Source organism: Nitrosococcus oceani ATCC 19707 (genome assembly GCF_000012805.1).
In the GTDB taxonomy this organism is placed as follows: Bacteria; Pseudomonadota; Gammaproteobacteria; order Nitrosococcales; family Nitrosococcaceae; genus Nitrosococcus; species Nitrosococcus oceani.
Map to the genome: position 1 here is coordinate 678,442 of NC_007484.1, position 20,142 is coordinate 698,583.

Consider the following 20,142-nt stretch of genomic DNA (forward strand, 5'->3'; position numbering starts at 1 on the left):
ATGGAGGCGTTGTTGCGGCCTCCCGTCGAGTTGTGGTCCACGGCCACCGCGTTCGCGGCGGGTACACTGGCCTGGTTGGCGCCCTGGGCCTTGATGATGCCACCGGGTATCGCGATGGCCACCAGTCTGACCTTTTTCGGTTTTGGCATGTGGCGTGGCCGTCAGGCCTGGCGGGTACTGCGTTACCAGCACCACATGAAGCGACTGCCGAAGTATCAAGTGCGGGCCAATCAGATCCCCGTCAGTCGCCATAAGCTGTTTTTGGGCAAAGGCTTTCGCTGGACCCAGCAACACACTCAGCGTCTTCGCGATACCCTGAAGCCCGAGGTGCAGAGTTACGTTCAGCCGGGCACGCTCTACCAGTGGGCGCGACAAAAGGAGGTAGCCTGGGAATCGATTCCAATCCTGTCTTTACTGGCCAAAGCCCTGCGCAGTCGATCCCGTTGGAACCCGCTGGCACCATTACCTGCCGTCGGCGGCAAACCCGCACTGCACGCGGTTGATCCTCATGAACAGCCCGTGTGGATGGATCTGGGCGAAAGGGTTGGACACACGCTGGTGTTGGGTACCACGCGCGTCGGTAAGACACGCCTGGCGGAACTGCTGATTACCCAGGACATCCGCCGCGGTGATGTCGTCATTGTCTTCGATCCGAAAGGGGATGCCGATCTGTTGCGTCGCATCTACGCCGAGGCAAAGCGGGCCGGTCGTCTGGACGATTTTTATCTGTTTCATCTCGGCTTCCCCGAATTGTCCGCACGCTACAACGCCATCGGTAATTTCTCCCGCATCACCGAGGTTGCGACCCGTATCGCCAATCAGTTGCCCAATGAGGGCAACTCCGCTGCCTTCAAAGAGTTCGCCTGGCGTTTCGTCAACATCATTGCGCGATCGCTGGTGGCCTTGAAGCGCCGACCGGACTACCAACAGATCCGCCGTTACATCAACGATATAGAGCCCTTGTTTGTGGAGTATGCCGGCCATTGTGCCCGCGTTGCCGGCATCGATGCCTGGGCGTCCCTGGTTGAAGAACGCGCAGGGGATATCAAAGAGCGCAACCTGTCCAATGCACTGCGTGGCCGATCGATGGAAGCCATCGCCTGTATGCGGTTGTTGCAGGAGAGGGCCATTTATGACCCCGTCCTGGATGGCCTTATTTCCGCATTCAAATACGACAAGACCTATTTCGACAAGATTGTGAGTTCCGTTGGCCCGCTGATGGAAAAACTGACCACCGGCACCATCGCCGCGCTGATATCGCCGGATTACCAGGATGAACACGATGCCAGGCCGATCTTTGAATGGATGGATGTGGTGCGCCGCAAGGGCATCGTTTATGTGGGACTGGATGCTCTCACCGATACGACGGTGGCCAGCGCGGTCGGGAATTCCATGTTTGCAGATTTGGTGTCTGTGGCGGGGCATATCTACAAGCACGGCATCGCGGCTAATGGCGCTGATGCGTCAGAATCAGAACGCCAGCGGCATTCGATTCCCACCATCTCCCTGCATGCGGATGAGTTCAACGAGTTGATCGGTGATGAATTCGTGCCGCTGTTGAACAAGGCGGGCGGGGCAGGCTTTCAGGTCACGGCCTACACCCAGACCTGGTCGGACGTGGAAGCGCGTATCGGCAGTCGGGCCAAAGCGGGGCAGGTAGCCGGTAACTTCAACACAATGCTGATGCTACGAGTGAAGGAGCTGGATACCGCTGCGATGCTGACCGAGCAGTTGCCGCGGGTTGAAGTCTTCACCCTGATGAGTGTCTCCGGCGTCGATGATTCATCGGATCCCGGTTCCGGGGTCGACTTCAAATCCCGCAACGAAGACCGGATCAGTGTTTCGGAAGTGCCGATGCTGACCGCTGCCGATATGGTCACGCTGCCCAAGGGGCAGGCCTTCGCGCTGTTGGAAGGTGGCCAGCTCTGGAAAATCCGTATCCCGCTGCCGGATAACCGTGAGGATGCGGCCATGCCGAACGATTTTGAGGAGATGGCCGATGCCATGCGTCGCAGCTACATCACCAACGATCACTGGTATCGGGTCACTGACCATTGGTGGCACGCCGTCTCCGAGGCGACGGTCGAGTCTGCAGATTCTTCTCCAAATTCTGAGGGGCAAAACTAATTATGGCGGAACCGACGGATCCCCGCCGACCCGTCACGCGCCCCGGCACATTCTCCCGGGTTTTGACAGGGCTAGCCCAGTGTCTTAAGTGGCTGTTTCTCTCACTGATATTTTCCGTTCTGATTGAATGGATCGGCATGGTGTTCTGGTGGGAGGAGCAGGGGCTGGATCACAGCCGACAGATGCTGGTGAACGAGTTGCAGTTCCTCGGCGCAGACTTTCACCGCAGCTGGTTAACGGCTCATCCCATGCAATTCGCCAGTGATTTGTCCGACCGGTTTTACCATATCGCCTTTGAGTGGACCGGTATTGTCGATCTTATCCAGTGGATTACGCCGGCCCCGGGCCTTGAAGAGTCCGGCGTGCGCCCGGTGCTGCACCGGTTTTACCGGCCAGTTGCTGACTATGTCCTGGCCGGTATGCAAATCACGCAGGTTTTTGCGGTACGTCTCGCCATCCTGACGCTGGCGACGCCGGTATTTGGACTGTTCACCCTGGTGGCACTGGTTGATGGTCTGGTGCGGCGGGACCTGCGGCGTTGGGGCGGCGGCAGGGAAAGCTCTTTCGTCTATCACTATGCCAAGAAAGCCGCCATACCGCTGATCATCATGGCCTGGGTGCTGTACCTGGCGCTACCGTTCAGTTTGCACCCGTCCTGGATCATCTTGCCGTTCGCTCTGGCCTTTGCCTTTGCTGTGACCATCACGGCCAGTACCTTCAAAAAGTATCTCTGATACAGTTGACTGTACCATTACAGTTTGCTAGACTGCATTTAAGCACTGTAAAGATACAGTATAAGTGCTGTTAAGGAGATAATCATGATCGCTCAAGCCGAACAACTGCTGCAACGTGGTTCCAGTGTCACCAGTTCACTGCTCCCGGCGATTTTCGCTATTTTCAGCCAGTGGCGCCTGACCGGTGCCCAGCAGATGACCCTGTTGGGGCTCAGCAACGAGAAGACTCTCTATAACTGGAAGAGCCAGCCGGAAAAGGCCAAGTTAACCAGGGACCTACTGGAACGGGCCAGCTATATCCTGGGGATCTACAAATCCCTGCAGATCCTGTTGCCCGATCAGGCGCTTGCCGATCAGTGGCTGGCTACCCCCAACGACAACCCGTTATTCAATGGCACGGCCCCGCTGGAGCGGTTGCTGGCCGGACAGGTGGTCGATCTGGCCGTGGTCAGGAATTTCCTTGATGCGGAGCGGGGTGGCTGGTGATCGATATCGATACGCTACCGGGTAGCGAGACAAATGAACCGGTTTATCGGGTCATTCTGTCACGCTATCCGCAGATCCACCTGTTTGAGCGAGTCTCCAATCCACAGGATTGGGACGTGCTCTATGCCGTGGAGTCTCTAACCAACCCCAGGTTACGGGATGAGGTGGGTGATATTCGCCTGGTGCCACCGGAAGACCGGGTGTATGGCGATGGCGCGTCCTGGATCATGGCGGCTTTCACTCACCCGCCGGTGGATGGACGTGGTGGCCGCTTCAATCGGGATTTCGGCATCTACTATTGCGCCGCGGATGAGGCGGTCGCCATCGCCGAATCATCCTTTCATCGGGCACGATTCCTACGTGAATCCAGAATCGACAAGACCACCCAGGAGATGCGCGTTATCCGCGCGCAGCTGGGGCCGACAACCCTCCAGGATGTGCGGCACCTGGTCGGAGATGCCATCTACGATCCCGACGACTACGGCGAGGCACAGACACTTGGCGATACGCTTCGGGCTGCCAATAGCTTCGGCATTCACTACCAAAGCGTGAGAGCGAAAGGGGAGTGCTACGGGGTGATGCGACCCAAGGCGCTCACCGATGCCATCCACTGGCGCTATCTGCGTTACCACTATGAACAGGGGACAGTAGTGAATGTTGAATCCCTGGACGGCAGTGGCAAGAGGTGATGGCAATGTATAAAGAGCTGCTGTGGATCTTCACCCAACTACCGGACGATTACATCGTCCTCGATACCGAAACCACCGGCCTGCCTGACGAAAACGGACTGCCTGATATCGTGACACTTGGCATCACCGTGGTGAGCAATCGAGAGATTGCGGAATCCGTCGAGTTCAAGACAAGACCACAAAAACGCATTTCAGAAGAGGCACAGTCGATACACGGCATTACCAACAAACAGGCTGCTGCATTTGACTCCTTTGATTCCCAGTGGCAGCAGATTTCCGAATATCTGAAGCATCAACTTATCGTCATTCATAACGCCAGTTTTGACTGGCCGATCCTGCTTGATCATGTTTTACGACACGGATTGGCAATGCCGGAAATTCAAGGCGTATTTTGTAGTCAGAAAGCGGCTATTCCCTGGGCACAGGCAATGGATCTCCCATGTAGCCACAGAGGTCCTTCGTTAGACACATTAACGAAAGCACTTGGGGTCGAAGATCTCCGAGTCAAAGAAGATGGGTTACATGGGGCGAAGATTGATAGCCGGCAGTTGGCTCAGGTTGTACAGGTGATAAGTCGAAATGAAAATATGGAATGGGTCTTAATCGTGAATCACAGGGGCTAGAGATGTGCATATGCGTCCGGCTACAGATGCGGTCTCTCGATTTTCCAACTTGGGATGACCAAGTTGAAGAGAAAACAGGAATCAACCCAATCATGGTAAACAACTGAAGCGGGCAACTACCGAAGGTTTCAAGATAGCGATGACACAATCACCTGAACTCGCAGGCGGCGAAGGTTTCACCTTTGAGGGCGATGCGGCTGCATTCTATCTCGTCGCGCTACTAGCCGAAGCTTATGCTCCCGGCATCGATGATCGAACCGTTGTTCGAGTTTCTGTTCAGCAACGTGATTTCGGTGAACCGCTGGATGATGTGATCGTCGACTTTGAAGATGCCTCAAAGAACCCCGCTCGACTTAGCCTCCAGGTAAAGCGTTCGCTCACAATCAGCAGTGCAAAAACGAACAAAGACTTCCACGAAGTAATCCGCGACAGTTGGGCAACCCTCAACAAGTCAGACTTCCGCTTCAACGTCGACCGCTACGGGGCCGCCGTAAGCTTCCCCCTATCTGACACAGGCTGAAGTTGGAGTTTTCTGGCAGGATATTACTGCGAGGAGACGAAGATGAAACGAAGCCGATTTACCGAAAGCCAGATCGTATCGATTCTGAAAGAGGCAGATGCCGGAGCAAAGATTAAGGATCTTTGCCGCAAACACGGCATCAGCGATGCGACTTACTACAACTGGAAGGCGAAGTACGGTGGCATGAGTACATCGGACTTGCGACGGCTGAAGGAGACGGAGGCTGAGTTGTCGCAGTACAAGAAAATGTATGCGGAGCTCGCCCACGAGAATTACGCACTGAAGGATCTCATTGAGAAAAAGCTCTGAGGCCACTGGATAAGCGCGAAGCGGCGCAGCACCTGGTGGCCAAACACGAGTTGAGCAAGACGAAAGCTTGCGCGGCCGTACAACTGTCGCGCTCGAGCTGGTATCGGCAGCCGTCGCAACAGGCGGTACGAGATCAGCCTGTCATCGATGCGCTCAACACGATGCTCAAGAAGTACCCACGCTGGGGCTTTTGGATGTGCTATGACCGAATGCGACTGGACGGCCATGCCTGGAATCACAAGCGAGTTTATCGAGTGTACACAGCGATGAAGCTGAATCTTCCTCGGCGCAAGAAGCGCCGGCTACCGCAGCGTGTGCAGCAGCCGATGGTGGTTGAGGCCCGAGCCAATGCTGAATGGTCTTTGGACTTTATGAGCGATGCGCTGTACCACGGTCGCCGCTTCCGCACGCTGAACGTGCTTGATGAGGGCGTCCGTGAAGCGCTGGATATCGTCATTGATACATCCATCCCTGGCGCTCGCGTTGTGCGGACCTTGGATCGTCTCATCGAATGGCGCGGCAAGCCGGATGCAATACGGGTGGACAACGGGCCAGAGTACATCTCCCAGGTGTTCTCGGAATGGTGCGAGAAGCACGGCATCAAACTGAACTACATCCAGCCAGGGAAACCGAACCAGAACGCGTACATCGAACGCTTCAACCGCACGTATCGACATGAGGTGCTGAATGCCTACGTGTTCGAATCGTTACGGCAAGTCAGAGAAATCACGCGAGCATGGATCATCGAATACAACGAAGAACGACCGCACGACAGCTTGGGAAAAATACCGCCTGCCATGTTCCGACGGCAGGTCGAAAACGCCAGAAACTCTACTTTAGAACTGTGTCATTGACGGGGAAGCTTACGCCGCAGTTGGTACGGTTACCCCTGCCAAAGAAAGGGCACTAAAGACCCTTTGCGATTGGGCGCGCGAAAGCCTGACGGCTGACCATTTCCACGCTCGATTTGCCAAGGGCGGCAGCGCCAGTGCAGAAATCAAAACGGTCAAGAACGACGTCGTTACTTTACTGGAAGCGGTGAAGGGGGCGCCGTGCACGAATGAAGAAGAGCATCAGTTACTTGCACATTTCGTGCTCATACAGTTCGACTTCCTTCGCGAAGGTGCCACTGATCCCCCTGATGCCATTAATCGTGTTCGGGATTGCCTAGCGCCAGATGACACAGCCAAGGCACCGCTTGTCTGGTCGCGAGTAGTTCAGCTAGCCCGTTCATCAGCTGGAAAAGCTGGTCAGTTTGATCGCATACGACTTGTTCGCTCGATTTCACCTGTCGCACGCCTACGCGGCGCGACGTCATTACGTCTCAACCTGGACAAGTTGACAGAGCTCGCGAAGAGCTATGCGAACCTAATTCCGGACGATATTGGGGGAACAAAGCTCGACCGCATCTCGCTCCTTGAGAGCATTGATGCAAAACTCGCCACAGCTCGTGCCGTCCAGGTGCGCGGCCTGCCAGGAAGTGGCAAATCAGTCGTGGTGAGGCGAGCGGTACAGCGCGCGTTAGAACACGGGCCGACTCTCTTCCTCAAAGCCGAACAGCTCGAAGGGACCAGCTGGATCAGCTATGCGAACTCACAGGGTTTATCGGGTGCTCATCTAGAGCAACTTCTCGTAGAGATCGGTGCTGCCGGTACCCCCGTACTCTTTGTCGATGCGATCGATCGCATTGACAAAGAACACCAGCCCATCATCGTCGATGTGATTCACACCATTGTGGAATCACCACTGCTTGATAACTGGCGCGTAGTCGTTTCCCTTCGTGACACCGGCATTGAAATGCTTCGTAATTGGTTGGGTGAATTCCTCGATACCCTTAATGTCGAGACGCTAAGCGTTGGTCAGCTGAGCGACGATGAGGCTGAGTCGCTCGCAAAGGCCAAGCCACACCTGAGATCGCTCCTGTTTGGATCCGCTCAGGTGCGAGAAATCGTCCGACGGCCCTTTTTCGCGAAAGTGCTGAACCAGAGTTACATGGTCGACTCCAGCAGTTCGACATTCGCCCCCCAATCTGAAGTCGGTTTGATTGAGAATTGGTGGCGGAGGGGTGGCTACAATGAGACGGGTCAAAACGCGTTAGAACGGCAGCGCGCACTGCTCGACTTGGCAAGTGTGCGTGCCCGCCAGCTTAGTCAGCCGATTGCCCTTAGCCAGCTAACATCCGTCGCACACATAGATGGTCTAAGATCAGACGGCATACTCCAAAATGCCCGTGAAGGGGTTTCCGTCCGCTTTGCACACGATATCTTCTTCGAATGGGCCTTCTTCCATGTCCTAGCCGATCGCGGACTCCAATGGGTGGAGGTTATCAAGGCCTGCGGCGAGCCACCGGCAGTAGCCCGCGTCGTCGAGCTGACTTCGCAATGGGAATATGCGCAGGGAACAAACTGGCCAGCGCACCTTGCCCAAACGGAGAGTTCGGATCTTAGGTCACAATGGCTGCGAGCGTGGCTGGTCGGTCCTCTTGGGACTGCGAGATTCGATGATGATGAAGACCAATTCGCGACGGCCGTCATTGCCAACGACTTTCGACTTTTCAGGAAGACGCTCGTCTGGTTTCAGGCTGAGAAGACCACCCCGAATGAGAGTATCCTTACTGGTGGTCTCCCACAGGAACAACGCCAACGGTTCGCTGATCTTCTCGGATGGCCTTCCGACTTCTCCGCGTGGCGTCGCCTCATCAATTTTATACTACAGCGCATTGCAGATATTCCGCAGCGGCTTTATCCAGAGATCGTCTCCATCTTCGAGGTCTGGCAGAATGCCTTGGCCGACCTCCGCAACCCGACGTCTCATGCACTTCTGCAACAATGCGCTGTCTGGCTGGCCGCCATCGACGCGATCAGTACTGCCGATAAGCCTGATGAGAACTCTGCTTATTGGGGGGCGGTTCCCGGCTTGGGTGCTCTCAGAAAATCGCTGGGCCAGCTCCTCTTAAGATCGTCGAGAGCCGAGCCATCACTTTCAGCCGACTATTTGCGACGGGTCGCCAACTCGGAGCGCATCCGAGACGATGCATTTCATGACATCATCGCCTACTCACCCGTCCTTGCCCAATCGCTACCTCAGTCTGTGGTCGAGCTTTCGCTAGCGTTCCTGCTTGGGGAGCTTCCGGATGAGCAAGTCGCCCGAGAAAAACAGGAACTTCATGATACGGCCGAGTGGCGCAAAGCAGTTTTAGCAAAGCCGGAAGCCGAACAGACGCGTAAAGAAAAAATGGCACTTTCGGGCGGATTCTATCTGCGAACCGTCGGCGATTTCAGCTACCACGACTGGGAAAGGCTTTCGATCCACGACGACCACCGAAACTTCTGGCCGCCTTCGCCACTTCGAGAGCCCTTTCACTCGCTTTTCCAATCATCTCCTGACCATGCACTGCGGCTCCTTCGAGAACTCTGTAATCATGCGATGACCGCATGGCGACAGCTACATCATCACTCACACGACCGTGGGGGCACCCCTATACCGCTCGAACTTACGTTTCCCTGGGGTACCCAAATTTTCTGGGGCACCGATCGAGAGTATCTTTGGTTTCGGTCGACGTGGGCACCTAAAGCCATCGGCTGCGCATTCATGGCGCTCGAGGAGTGGTGCTTCACCGAGCTTGAGCAAAGCCGGACTGTTGACGAGCTGATCCAGCAAATCGTCGAGGGGAACGAGTGCATCGCCATCCTAGGAATGGCGTCTATGCTCGCTCTCCACACCGAGTGGGTGTCTGAAACAACATTGCCGCTCTTCACCTCGCAGCGCCTGTTGGCCGCTGACCATAATCGAATGGCGCAAGACCTTTCATCATCGACGAACCTGATCGGTTTCACGAGTAGTACTGACAAACCCCACATTGAGGCAATCCAGATGGCAAATGCTAGGACTGTCCGTAAGACACAGCTTAGTTGGATGGTACCCAGGTTTGTCTTTGCCACGGAGCCATTCCGCGATCGAGCACGCGAAGCGATCCTCAATTTCAAGAACGATCTGCCCTTCCAGTACGAAGAACACCGCGACATTCCGGAGGCACGGGAGTACCTCACAAAGCAGGCCCTCGAATATGCCGAGTTGGCGGATCCGGAAAACTATCAGGCCTACCGCACCGAAGAGGGTTCGGACCAAATAGCGATTGTCCACGTCAGCCCATCTGCTGCTCAACCTGAAAATATCGCCAGAGCCGAAGAGGCTAATAAGTACCTCAGGCAGACCGGCCTCTGGACATGGGCATCCAAATCATTCGAAGAGACGACATTGAACGACACTTATACGATCGAGGATGCCATCGTATTGTCCAAGGAAGCGGACGCCAGCGACTTATTCGAACACCCGAACAGCGAGAATGAAGAAGAGCAGTTGGGGATGCGTCGAGGTGCAGTCGCCGCCACAGCAGCCATAGCACTTAACTTTAGAGAAGGGTGTACACACGAAGACCTTGAGTGGGCTCGTGGTGTCCTAGGACGCGCAATCCGTCTGCCAGAAAAGTTCGAATCGATGTGGTCCCCTGGTTCCGTCGTCCCGTGGCACCAGGGGATCTATGTGGCACGGGGGCTCGCAGCGGATCTCCGGGAAGGTACAGCAGCGCGCAGCACGGCCAATGACCTCCTCGGGCTAATCGCGCACCCACTTGAAATTGTTGCGTTGACCGCACTCGAAGAGGCCTGCAAGCTTTGGCCTAATGACTCGAAGTTGACTTGGGCCGCGCTGATATTGGCGTTTTCACTCTGCCACGTTCCTCCGCGGCCGCGTGACCAGCCCCGTCAACACGGTGAGGCACTCCATACATCAAATGAAGCACAAGCCGCTGTCAACGCGGCGCTTGCGTTCTATGAGCACGGAAGCGAATGGGCGCCTCTCCCTTTACCGCCTCCAGCCTGGGTGAAGGTCGAACCTGAGAAGGGCCGGCGTGGGTATCAAAGATATGAAGATTACGACTTGGATGATGCAACCGACGCTGCTGAAGTATGGGGTGAACCGGATGTCTTCTGGCACTCAAAGCAGGCTGCAGAAGTCCTTCAGCGCATCCCCTTGGACGAGGTTCTAAACAGCAGTGCAAAGAGCGTGCTTCTCGACTTCCTTGCCAGTGTTCTCGACTGGACCAACCAGAAGAATGCACCACCGTGGGTGAAGCCCGGACGCCGCGATCGGTCGGCGACCCAAATCTTTGAGTGGACGCATACGCTCGGATCAAGGCTGGGATACATGGCTGGCCTTATGCCGCTTGCCGACTTTCAGGCGCGCTTTCTTGATCCGATTTTGGACCTCGAAGGCGACAATTGCTGGTCTCTTCTTTCGCCATTCACGAGCACCTTTGTCTGCGCTTACGTGTACGATGCGCCGGTCGCTCCAGTCGATACAGTTGCGATACTCGATCTCTGTCTCGCGCGGCTCCTCCAGGACCGTACCTTCAAGCGTGACACCTACCGGAGCGGAGAATTTTCAGGCTTCGATCAACCCGAGCTTGTTCGTACGTTGATGTTTGTCTCAGTCGAACGCGCCGATTTGGCCGCTCGCTACGTGAATGGCGACTGGTCCGAAATCAACCGCATCCTGCCCTTGATTGATCGATTTATTCGCGCTGGCGGATGGGCTGCTTCAGTGATGGACTCATTCTTGACGCTCTGTGAACGAGCAAGAGCTAACTACCCGGCCGAAGCCTTCGCAGAGCAAGTGCTCGCAATTATCGGCGACGGTCCCGACAGCCTGAAAGGTTGGCATGGAACATTCATCCCAGCACGCATTGCAGAGCTGGTGCAACACTTTGCACATCGTGACGCGCCGATGACGCTGGCCCTGGCACAGAAGTTCCTGCGAATCCTTGACATGTTAGTCGACATGGGAGATCGGCGAAGTGCCGCGCTGCAGCTTGGTGAATCGTTCCGCGAGATTAGTGCGCTCTCTTAGCTCGATGAGCATGCATTACTGGCTTTATCAGATCTGAGTTTAGTTCTGACGGACGAAGTTGTGAGAGTGATCGGTAACCTGTAATAAATAGACAAGGCCGTTAGTGTTCAGAATAACGTTTGACGATCACTAGTCAGATCTTTCGTGCGTGAAAATCGAGTGTCCACATTTTTAAAGCGTGGCAGACGGTGTGTGCGGGCTAGCAAACCACCCCACCTACCGAATAGATTTCCCATCGTCCACCGCCACTAATTCTCGCACTATGCCCCGTAACAACTCACGGGAGCAGCAGTGCCATGAAACGCCAATTCTGGCCATCAACTTTTCTGATTCTAGGCTTGTGCGTCGCGCCGGCGGCGTTCGCTGATGCAGACGCGGAGCGTGAGGCGCTGGCGAAAATCATCCATGAGCTCAATGCCCTCGAGACGCTAATCAATCGCGCTGAGGTCAATGCTGATCGGGATTCCCGTATCCGATTTCGTTATGACTGGCTGCGTCAGGATCTGAAGCAGATCAAGGACGGCATCCAGTCACACATCGATTCCCCCCGCGCGCAGCCTCGCTCATTTCCGCCATTGCGCGGCGATTACCGTCGATAGGTCTGGAGCATGACCGCCGCACAGCAAACTGCATTCCAGGCCGGCTCCGGTATTACGCCAGCCACCATGCTGACGTCGATCGCGTCGATGGTTCTGGTGTTGGCGTTTGTCTGGGTTATCTGGGTGGCGTTAGGGGTTTTTCGGGCCTGGCAGGAAGGGCAAGCCACGGTCTTCGATCTGACCTGGAGCACTCTGCGAGCAAGCATTGTTTTGATGGTTTTGGGTTTCTATTTGCGGTGAGTCAATCGAGAAAGTCCGGTAAGGGCAAACGGCGATGCATCGCAGTGGGATGCGGGGATAGGCCCCCTTTTTATCAGCGTTACAGAAGAGGACATTTGTTATGGGTACATCAAATACAAAAATCGGCACCAACAAAAAATCGTCTGCCAATCGCAAGTCGCTATTGGCGGCGGCCGCGGTGCTTTTCCCACTGCCGCTCTGGGCGGCGTTGCCGACGCCGGTCGCGCCGAGCACCGCTCCGCCGGCCGGTGACTGGATAGGCCTGATTCAGGGCTATATCAAAGATGGTGGTTTGGTACTCGGACTGGCCATTGCAGTTCTGGGATTTCTCTGGATCGCGTACCTGGGCTTCGCGAAATTCAATGAAGCTCGCCAAGGCAAGGCGGAGTGGGCTGAAGTCGGTGTCCTGGGGATCGTCGGCGCGATTGTGCTGATCTTCGCCAGCTATCTGCTCACAGAAGCGGCTGGCGTTATTTAACTCCCGACGTCAACAGCTGCTTGCAATAGGAGACGCGAATGTCCAACGACCATGAAACTCTGGCGGATCGGCTCAATGCCGAGCCCGCCATCTTTAAAGGCTGCTCATCCTCTGAGCTCGGCATGATTGTGGGGTTTGCCATCGTGGTATGGCTGCCCCTCAGTCTCTTACTGGCCTGGTTGCTGGGGGCAATCACTATGGGCTTTGGTATCGCCGGTGTCGGTGTGGTGGCCACCGTCGTGGTTATGGCGACGTTGTTTCAGCGTATCAAACGCGGGCGGCCTGAGGGCTATTACCAACAATGGCTACGTATTCGTTTGCAAACGATGGGGCTGTATCGCACGCCCTGGGTATTACGTAGCGGGTCCTGGGACATTGGGAGAACGCACTATGCGCCGCTACCGACTCGAAATCGATAACGTGCGGTCACATTTGCGCTCCCTGTGGGTCGTGATCGGCTTGCAAGGACTGATCATTCTCGCGCTCTGGATCGGCTGGAGCCAGGCACCCAAGCAGCTGCGAGTTTATGTACCACCTGATTTGCGCTCGGGCGCTGTGTTGGCCGCAGAGGAAGTACCTCCAGCGAACGTCTATGCCTTCGCGTTCTACATTTTTCAGCAGCTCAATCGCTGGCCCGAGAACGGCGCGACAGATTACGGCAATGCGATTTTTCGGATCTCACCCTATCTGACGCCTCGCTACCGCAATGATCTGATCGAGGATATGGAGTTGAAGGCCAGACGTGGTGAGCTGGCTTATCGGGTGCGCGGTGTTCATGAAGTGCCGGGGCATGGCTACGAAGAACGCCGCGTTGACGTGTTGTCCTCCGACGCCTGGATCGTGTGGCTGGACCTGGATTTGCTGGAGTCGGTGAAAGGCATGACCGTAAAGCAGACGACGATTCGATACCCGGTTCGCGTAGTGCGCCAAGCCATCGATCCAGAAACCAATCCCTGGGGTCTGGCGCTTGATGGGTACGCAAGTGACGGTCCGCGTCGATTAACCGATGCCGAACTGTCTGAACCCAGTGCAACCGGCAGCAACACCGGTAAGGAGCCCTCCAAATGAATGTCACTGATTACTACGTTCCAGTGAAATGGATTGCCCTGCTCTGGTCCTGTTTTCTCGGGTTATGTTTTCCCTTGGTCTCCTTTGCGCAAGTCGATGACGCGGCATCGAACAGTCCTGAAAGAATTGTCTGGAACAAAGCGCCTATTGCCATCCCACTGGTCGTCAGTGAAGAGCGCCTTGTGCATTTTCCGGATTCGGTGAGCATCGGTTTGCCGCAGTCACTGACACCGTTTCTGCGCAGCCAAAGCATCAATGGCACCTTATACCTGTTGGCCAGACAACCCTTTGAGACCACCCGTGTCATGGTGCGCTCGGAAACCGATGGCCCGATTTACGTCCTCGATATTTCAGCGTCACCAAGCGGATCAGACAGTCGCTCATTGCCTGATGTGCGGATACTGCTGGAGTCACCGCAAGACGCCGGTGCCGCTGAGTCGACATCTGACAATCGATCACTGTCTTTGGGTTATGCCACGTTAACCCGTTATGCCGCTCAACAACTCTACGCGCCAACGCGACTGATCCCGCATCAGTCGGGTGTGGTTGCCATGCCGGTAAATGCCGAGCCGGTCGATCTGGTGCATGGCGCAAAGGTTGAAGCCGTGCCGGTCGCCGCGTGGAAGGTGGGGCTGAAGTACGTTACTGCCGTAAAACTCACCAATCGCACTCAAAGACCGCTTGTGCTGGATCCGCGCGAACTGCGCGGGTCATGGCTGGCTGCGACGTTTCAGCACAATCGCCTGTTACCAGCCGGCAATGCGGCCGATACCACGGCCGTCTATCTGGTATCAGATCGGCCCTTCGATGTGGCGCTTTGAGAGAGGATAAGAATCAACCATGTCGATGGTCACCAGTAATCGTTTGTTACCTCTTCTTGCCGGCTCCGTTGTGCTGATGGCAGTGCTAGTTGCAGTGAAGTCCTGCTCCCCGAATGAGGAGCAACCTCAGCTTTTGGAAGCCGTGCCACAAGCGCCGAAACCGGATGCCGATACACCCGCAGACACCATCAAGACCCTGACGGCGAATGTCAGCGCCATGACCTCGGAACTCAATGCCCTGCGTCGGGATAACACCGCGCTCAAACAGGAGAATCGCGATCTGATCAAAGACAGAAAGCAGATAGAAAACAACGTGCTGTCGAGAGTGCAGACAGCATTGGAGACAAAGCGCATGGACGCAGCCCCCACCGAAACCACGTCAGCCATCGCTGCGCTGACGGCGAGGGTGGATTCGCTGACTAACCGGTTTGGAACTTCATCTACACGGCCGTCTTCTACGGGTTCTGATATTCCGATCGGACTCGGTCTGGATGGCATTGGAACATCGGCCGCGGAATCGGAATCACTGGTGTGGGTCAATCCCCTGGAGTTCACACCATCGCCTGACGGTGATAAGGAGACGTTGCTCAACCGCTTCAGTCGCACCAGTCGTAATGCGTTAGATGGCACTCGTCCGGAAGTGCAATCGCTTGTGGCGAAAGGTTCCGATGCCCTCAATACCGCACTGCCGGTCTACACCGTGCCGCGCAATGCCACGCTGATTGGATCCACTGGCATGACCGCATTGGTGGGCAGGGTGCCTATCCAGGGGCAGGTCCGCGACCCCATGCCGTTCAAGGTGATTACCGGCAAGGAAAACCTCGCCGCCAATGGTCTGCGCATCCCAGGCGTCGAAGGCATGATCTGGAGTGGCACGGCGATCGGTGATTGGACGCTCTCCTGCGTGACCGGGAAATTGGAATCGGTGACCTTTGTTTTCGAGGACGGCACCATCCAGACCTTGTCCAGTGACGAGAATCAGTTGGGTGGTTCCAGTGGAAACAGCGATAGACCCCTGGGTTGGATTTCCGATGCGCGGGGTATTCCCTGTATCACGGGTGAGCGCAAGACCAACGCACCGGCGTTCCTGGCACAGCGCATTGGAGTGATGGCGCTCCAGGCTGCCGGTGAAGCTGCGGCGCAGTCCGAAACCACAACCCTGATCAGCGACTCGGGTACCGCCACCAGCGTGGTCTCGGGTGAGACGGGCAAATACGTCTTGGGTAAAACATTAGGCGGGGGCAGCGACGAAGTCGCTCAGTGGTTGCGGGAGCGTCAGGCTCAGAGCTTCGATGCGGTATTTGTGCCCGCGGGTATCGAGCTGGCGATCCATGTCGATCATGAACTCCCCATTGATTTCCATTCCAACGGCAGGAAACTCCATCATGAAACGAATCTTTTTGAACACGCAACGATTACCACTGGTTCTGGTCTGGACTAGTGTGCTGATGGTCGGCTGCGCCAGCACCAAGGAGTCGGTGTTGCCGCAGGACGGTCCCACCATGAAGTCCATCTACGACCAGCACATGGTTGATGTTCAGCAGTCTGGCCATCGTCGAACTATCGGTGGTCAGCCGTTACCGCAATCCGGTATCGACCACTACCGGGGCTTTGTGCGAGAGGCCGCTAATGAAATCGACACGGTATTTCCCCGCCTGCCAAATCCCACCCTGGTGATGTATATCTTTCCTCATCTATCGGGCAGTGAACGCACGCCGGTACCGGGCTATGTCACCACCTTTCCCTTTTACGAGAGGGTGGAGTACGCCTTACCGGGAGAAGTGCCGGGGGAAGTGCCCGGTGAGGTGCCGGCACCGATCGTACCTTCGCCCGACGAGCAGTAGGACACTCATGACGAATTCAAAATTCCCCGATACTTCGGACGCTTCGCCCTTAACTTCCGATTCGATAAAACAGCACTATCATCGCCCTCCGTCGTTTACCGACCTGTTGCCCTGGATGGAATACCTCCCCGAGAGCAAAACCTTTCTGTTGGAGGACGGCGTCAGTCTGGGAGCCTTGTTCGAGGTGCTGCCGGTCGGTTGCGAAGCGCGCACGCCAGCGTTTATGACACAGTTGCGCGATGCTATTCAAATCGCTATCAACGAGGCCATTCCCGAGCGCGATGATGCGCCCTGGGTGTTACAGATCTATGTGCAAGATGAGCCCAAGCTAACCCAATTGAATGCGTTGCTGGCCAGTTATCCGTCGCCGACGGTTCGTGCATCGGATTATTCCCAGCATTACCAGTCGGTGATGTCGCAACACTTGCAGGCGATTTCTCGACCGGGTGGGTTGTTTGACGATACCACCGTCACCGGTTCGCGTTGGCAGGGGCAGCAACGTCGGATCCGTGTAGTGCTCTACCGTCGTTTGATAAGTAATGGCAAATCCCCAGCCGCTATAGAGGTGGAGGAGGCGATCAACGATGTGGCGACCAAATGGATCGCCTCATTGGCCTCTGCCGGGATAAAGGTCCAGCGTGCCAATGGTCAGGCGTTTTATCAGTGGTTGCTGAGCTGGTTCAATCCCAATCCACCGTTAGCAGACGGTAATCCGGAAGCACTTCTGCAGCTGGCGCCATATCCGGGCGATGAAAACTTACCGTTCGGCCATGACTTTGCTGAGCAACTGACCCTCTCGATGCCACGCTCCGACGAGGCAACAGCGAGTTGGGTTTTCGATAATATGCCGCACACTGTAGTGACCATCCAAAGCTTACGGCGGGCACCGGACATTGGGCACTTCACGGCGGAGCGCCAGGCCGGGGATCAGGTGTTTTCGCTATTTGATCGTCTGCCCGAGCACACTATCATGGCGATCACACTCACTCTCAAGCCGCAGGACACCACCCGTAATCACATCGCCCAGATCAAACGCGCATCGGTGGGTGATTCCGCTGAAGCGTCGATTACTCGGGAAGATGCGGAACACGTGGAGCGGGAGATGGCACAGGGCAACAAGCTGTATCCCGTGAGCATGGCCTTCTATGTGCGGGGCGATAATCAAAAGTCGCTGCGTAACAATTTGAATCGACTCCATGCGCTGCTCTTACCCAATGGCCTGCAGCCCATTGCCCAGGAAGCGGACCTACTGTCGCTCGACAGCTATATCCGCAACTTGCCCATGGCCTATGACGCAGACCTGGACAAATCCCGTCGTCGCTCGCGGCTGATCTTCTCTCGCCACATTGCCAATTTACTGCCGTTCTACGGTCGTTCCCGTGGGACCGGTCATCCGGGCCTGGTATTCTACAACCGAGGTGCCGAACCTTTGGTCTTCGACCCGCTGCATCGGGATGACCGTAAGAAAAATGCCCACATGCTGATCCTGGGGCCGACGGGTGCGGGGAAGTCGGCGCTACTGGTGTATCTGCTGCAGCAGATGATGGCACGGCACCGGCCACGTATTTTTATCATCGAGGCCGGTGCTTCGTTTTCGCTGTTGGGACAGCATTTTGCGCACCACGGTCTGTCAGTAAACCAGATAACCCTGAACCCCAATGTCGATGTCAGCCTGCCGCCCTTTACCGATGCGCTTCGACTGCTGGATCGGCGCCATGCGTTTAATCCGCTTAGTGTCGATGAATCCACAATGGAGGAGACGTTAGACGAAGATGATGAGATCGAGGAGGAAGGGGGCGGTCGCGATATTCTCGGTGAGATGGAGATTGCTGCACGCATCATGATTACCGGTGGTGATGAACGCGAAGACGCGCGATTGACCCGGGCCGATCGACTGCTGATCCGCAATGCCATATTCCTTGCCGCAAAAACCGTGAAAGAGACCAGCCGAACCCAGGTAATTACCCAGGATGTGGTCAACGCCTTTCAGACCATCGCCACCAACGCGGAGTTACCCGAACACCGGCGTAATCGTGCACTCGAGATGGGCGATGGTATGGCGCTGTTCTGCTCGGGCCTGGCTGGCCACTTCTTCAACCGACCGGGACAGTCCTGGCCTGCGGTCGATGTCACTATCCTCGAAATGGGCATGCTGGCAAGAGAGGGCTACGAGGATCAGCTCACTGTCGCCTACCTGTCGATGATGAGTCACATCAACGACCTGGTGGAACGCCACCAGCACGACGATCGGCCCACACTGGTGGTCACGGACGAAGGCCACATTATTACCACCAATCCCTTGCTGGCCCGTTACGTGGTCAAGATCACCAAGATGTGGCGCAAGCTCGGTGCCTGGTTTTGGATCGCCACCCAGAATCTTGAAGATTTCCCGGACGCCAGCCGCAAGATGCTCAACATGATGGAGTGGTGGCTGTGCCTGGTCATGCCGAAAGAGGAGGTGGAACAAATCGCCCGCTTCAAGGACCTGAATGACGAACAACGTAACCTGCTGCTGTCTGCCCGCAAGGAGCCGGGAAAATACGTGGAGGGTGTTGTGCTGGCCGACAAAGTCGAAGCCCTGTTTCGCAATGTTCCACCAGCTTTGTCACTCGCCCTGGCGATGACCGAAAAGCACGAGAAAGCAGAGCGGGCTGCCATTATGCGTGAGAAAAACTGCTCGGAGCTGGAGGCCGTTTATGAAATCGCCCAGCGTATCGAACAGACTCGCGCGTAGCGAGAATGCTGACTGCTCAGGGTTGCTTCATGACCCCGCGACAGGCCGGAAAGGTTGCGCATCCCCAAAACGCACTTCCGACGCTTTTGCCTTTTCTGGCCGTTCTTAACACCATAGCGCCGCCGCACTTCGGGCACTGCGGTGTCGTTGGTGGTGTTGTTGGTGGTGAAGGGGCATTCTTCTGGCGCAGATGGCGAACGTGTTGCCGGTTGGTAGTCAGCCCTCGCTGCAATCTCAGTTGCTCGATTTGTGCAGTCACGGCCTCCACATCGGCCTGGCTGAGCACCACTTCACGCCTGGACTTGATATGACGAATGTAACCCCCGGCATAGGTCACGTTGTCGGGTATGTCGGTCTTGAACGTGGAATCTCCGACAAACACCACCAACGAGTGAATTGCTGAAGCCGGAATATCCAGCAGGACTTCAAGGGTTTTGACGTGCTTGTAGTTCTGGTGCAGTGGGTTCTGAAACTTGTTGGTGTGCTTGTAGATTTTTTGGGTCCAGGTTCTCTGGTTGGCTGAGCCAAAGATCCAGCCTTTCATGTTTTTGGTTTCAATCACGAACACGCCATAGCGCGACACAATGATGTGGTCGATCTGTGTGGTGCCATCGTCGGTTGGTAATGTCACATTCTTGATCAGGTGGTATTCGTCCTTCGGAAGAAACAGCCGTGCGGCCGTATTCACCAGAAACTCACCAGCAATTCCTTTGAACCAGGGCGATTTGAAAATACCAGCAAGTATCGCCAGAGGTATGAGGTACCACAGCGCGTTAAAGACTTGTTGGATGATGGGGCTGAAGTCCATTTGCGGATGCATTCGACGTAGTCAATTTGCCCCATTATAGAAATCTCCGCATCGCTCGACCAGAAACATCGACCAACCCTGTCTGAATAAACCGTTTTGCCAGAATCCCGAATCGAGCAGGATCGTTATCTCATCAACATTATTTGGTTCTGGAT

The 20,142-nt window shown here is 55.8% G+C and carries 18 protein-coding genes; 17 read left to right on the top strand and 1 reads right to left on the bottom strand.

Translation table 11 applies throughout. The features are described 5' to 3' along the window. From traD to NOC_RS03575, 17 genes are all read left to right on the top strand, one after another. Entirely contained in the window at nt 1-2,127 is a 2,127-nt protein-coding gene (traD, locus tag NOC_RS03490; protein ID WP_002813096.1) for a type IV conjugative transfer system coupling protein TraD, read from the top strand. Nucleotides 2,128-2,129: 2 nt separating this feature from the next. Then, the gene (locus tag NOC_RS03495; protein ID WP_011330413.1) at nt 2,130-2,861 is read left to right on the top strand and encodes a TIGR03747 family integrating conjugative element membrane protein; all 732 of its coding nucleotides are present in this window, start codon (nt 2,130-2,132) and stop codon (nt 2,859-2,861) included. A gap of 84 nt (nt 2,862-2,945) precedes the next feature. After that, entirely contained in the window at nt 2,946-3,347 is a 402-nt protein-coding gene (locus NOC_RS03500) for an MbcA/ParS/Xre antitoxin family protein (RefSeq protein WP_002812694.1), read from the top strand. Then, a complete protein-coding gene (locus tag NOC_RS03505; protein ID WP_002812468.1) occupies nt 3,344-4,036 on the top strand; it encodes an RES family NAD+ phosphorylase in 693 nt (230 codons plus the stop codon). Before NOC_RS03500 ends, NOC_RS03505 begins: the two co-directional genes overlap by 4 nt. Nucleotides 4,037-4,041: 5 nt before the next feature. Then, the gene (locus tag NOC_RS03510; protein ID WP_002813073.1) at nt 4,042-4,659 is read left to right on the top strand and encodes a 3'-5' exonuclease; all 618 of its coding nucleotides are present in this window, start codon (nt 4,042-4,044) and stop codon (nt 4,657-4,659) included. Between the two features lie 139 nt (nt 4,660-4,798). After that, entirely contained in the window at nt 4,799-5,179 is a 381-nt protein-coding gene (locus tag NOC_RS03515; RefSeq protein ID WP_036497962.1) for a hypothetical protein, read from the top strand. A gap of 42 nt (nt 5,180-5,221) precedes the next feature. Next, nucleotides 5,222-6,342 (top strand): IS3-like element ISNoc1 family transposase gene (locus tag NOC_RS03525; RefSeq protein WP_147094494.1). Its coding sequence is split into 2 segments (ribosomal slippage): nt 5,222-5,483 and nt 5,483-6,342, totalling 1,122 coding nucleotides; the frame shifts between segments, so codons are not numbered across the junction. 184 nt (nt 6,343-6,526) lie between these two features. Then, a complete protein-coding gene (locus NOC_RS03530) occupies nt 6,527-11,395 on the top strand; it encodes an ATP-binding protein (RefSeq protein WP_011330414.1) in 4,869 nt (1,622 codons plus the stop codon). Between the two features lie 296 nt (nt 11,396-11,691). Then, nucleotides 11,692-11,994 (top strand): RAQPRD family integrative conjugative element protein, encoded by a 303-nt coding sequence (locus NOC_RS03535; protein ID WP_002812402.1) that lies wholly within the window; start codon nt 11,692-11,694, stop codon nt 11,992-11,994. A gap of 9 nt (nt 11,995-12,003) precedes the next feature. Continuing rightward, nucleotides 12,004-12,234, top strand: a complete 231-nt coding sequence (locus NOC_RS03540) for a TIGR03758 family integrating conjugative element protein (RefSeq protein WP_011330415.1) — start codon at nt 12,004-12,006, stop codon at nt 12,232-12,234. 100 nt (nt 12,235-12,334) lie between these two features. Beyond that, on the top strand, nt 12,335-12,712 hold the full coding sequence (locus NOC_RS03545) for a TIGR03745 family integrating conjugative element membrane protein (RefSeq protein ID WP_011330416.1): 378 nt from the start codon (nt 12,335-12,337) through the stop codon (nt 12,710-12,712). Between the two features lie 38 nt (nt 12,713-12,750). Beyond that, nucleotides 12,751-13,131 (top strand): TIGR03750 family conjugal transfer protein, encoded by a 381-nt coding sequence (locus NOC_RS03550; protein WP_002812231.1) that lies wholly within the window; start codon nt 12,751-12,753, stop codon nt 13,129-13,131. Beyond that, nucleotides 13,103-13,780: a PFL_4703 family integrating conjugative element protein gene (locus NOC_RS03555; protein WP_002813822.1), complete on the top strand. Its 678-nt coding sequence runs from the start codon at nt 13,103-13,105 to the stop codon at nt 13,778-13,780. The genes NOC_RS03550 and NOC_RS03555 overlap by 29 nt, the downstream gene beginning before the upstream one ends. After that, a complete protein-coding gene (locus tag NOC_RS03560) occupies nt 13,777-14,601 on the top strand; it encodes a TIGR03749 family integrating conjugative element protein (protein ID WP_002813318.1) in 825 nt (274 codons plus the stop codon). Before NOC_RS03555 ends, NOC_RS03560 begins: the two co-directional genes overlap by 4 nt. A gap of 19 nt (nt 14,602-14,620) precedes the next feature. After that, nucleotides 14,621-16,042: a TIGR03752 family integrating conjugative element protein gene (locus NOC_RS03565; protein ID WP_002814174.1), complete on the top strand. Its 1,422-nt coding sequence runs from the start codon at nt 14,621-14,623 to the stop codon at nt 16,040-16,042. Nucleotides 16,043-16,049: 7 nt separating this feature from the next. Beyond that, nucleotides 16,050-16,445, top strand: coding sequence for a TIGR03751 family conjugal transfer lipoprotein (locus NOC_RS03570; protein WP_081430941.1), 396 nt, complete (start codon nt 16,050-16,052; stop codon nt 16,443-16,445). Nucleotides 16,446-16,452: 7 nt separating this feature from the next. Then, nucleotides 16,453-19,179, top strand: coding sequence for a conjugative transfer ATPase (locus tag NOC_RS03575; protein ID WP_011330418.1), 2,727 nt, complete (start codon nt 16,453-16,455; stop codon nt 19,177-19,179). 16 nt (nt 19,180-19,195) lie between these two features. Here the strand turns inward: NOC_RS03575 and NOC_RS03580 are convergent, their stop codons facing one another. Continuing rightward, nucleotides 19,196-19,987 carry a nuclease-related domain-containing protein gene (locus NOC_RS03580; RefSeq protein WP_172633711.1) on the bottom strand — a complete coding sequence of 264 codons (792 nt, stop codon included), beginning with the start codon at nt 19,985-19,987 and terminating at the stop codon, nt 19,196-19,198. Nucleotides 19,988-20,142: the final 155 nt, after the last annotated feature.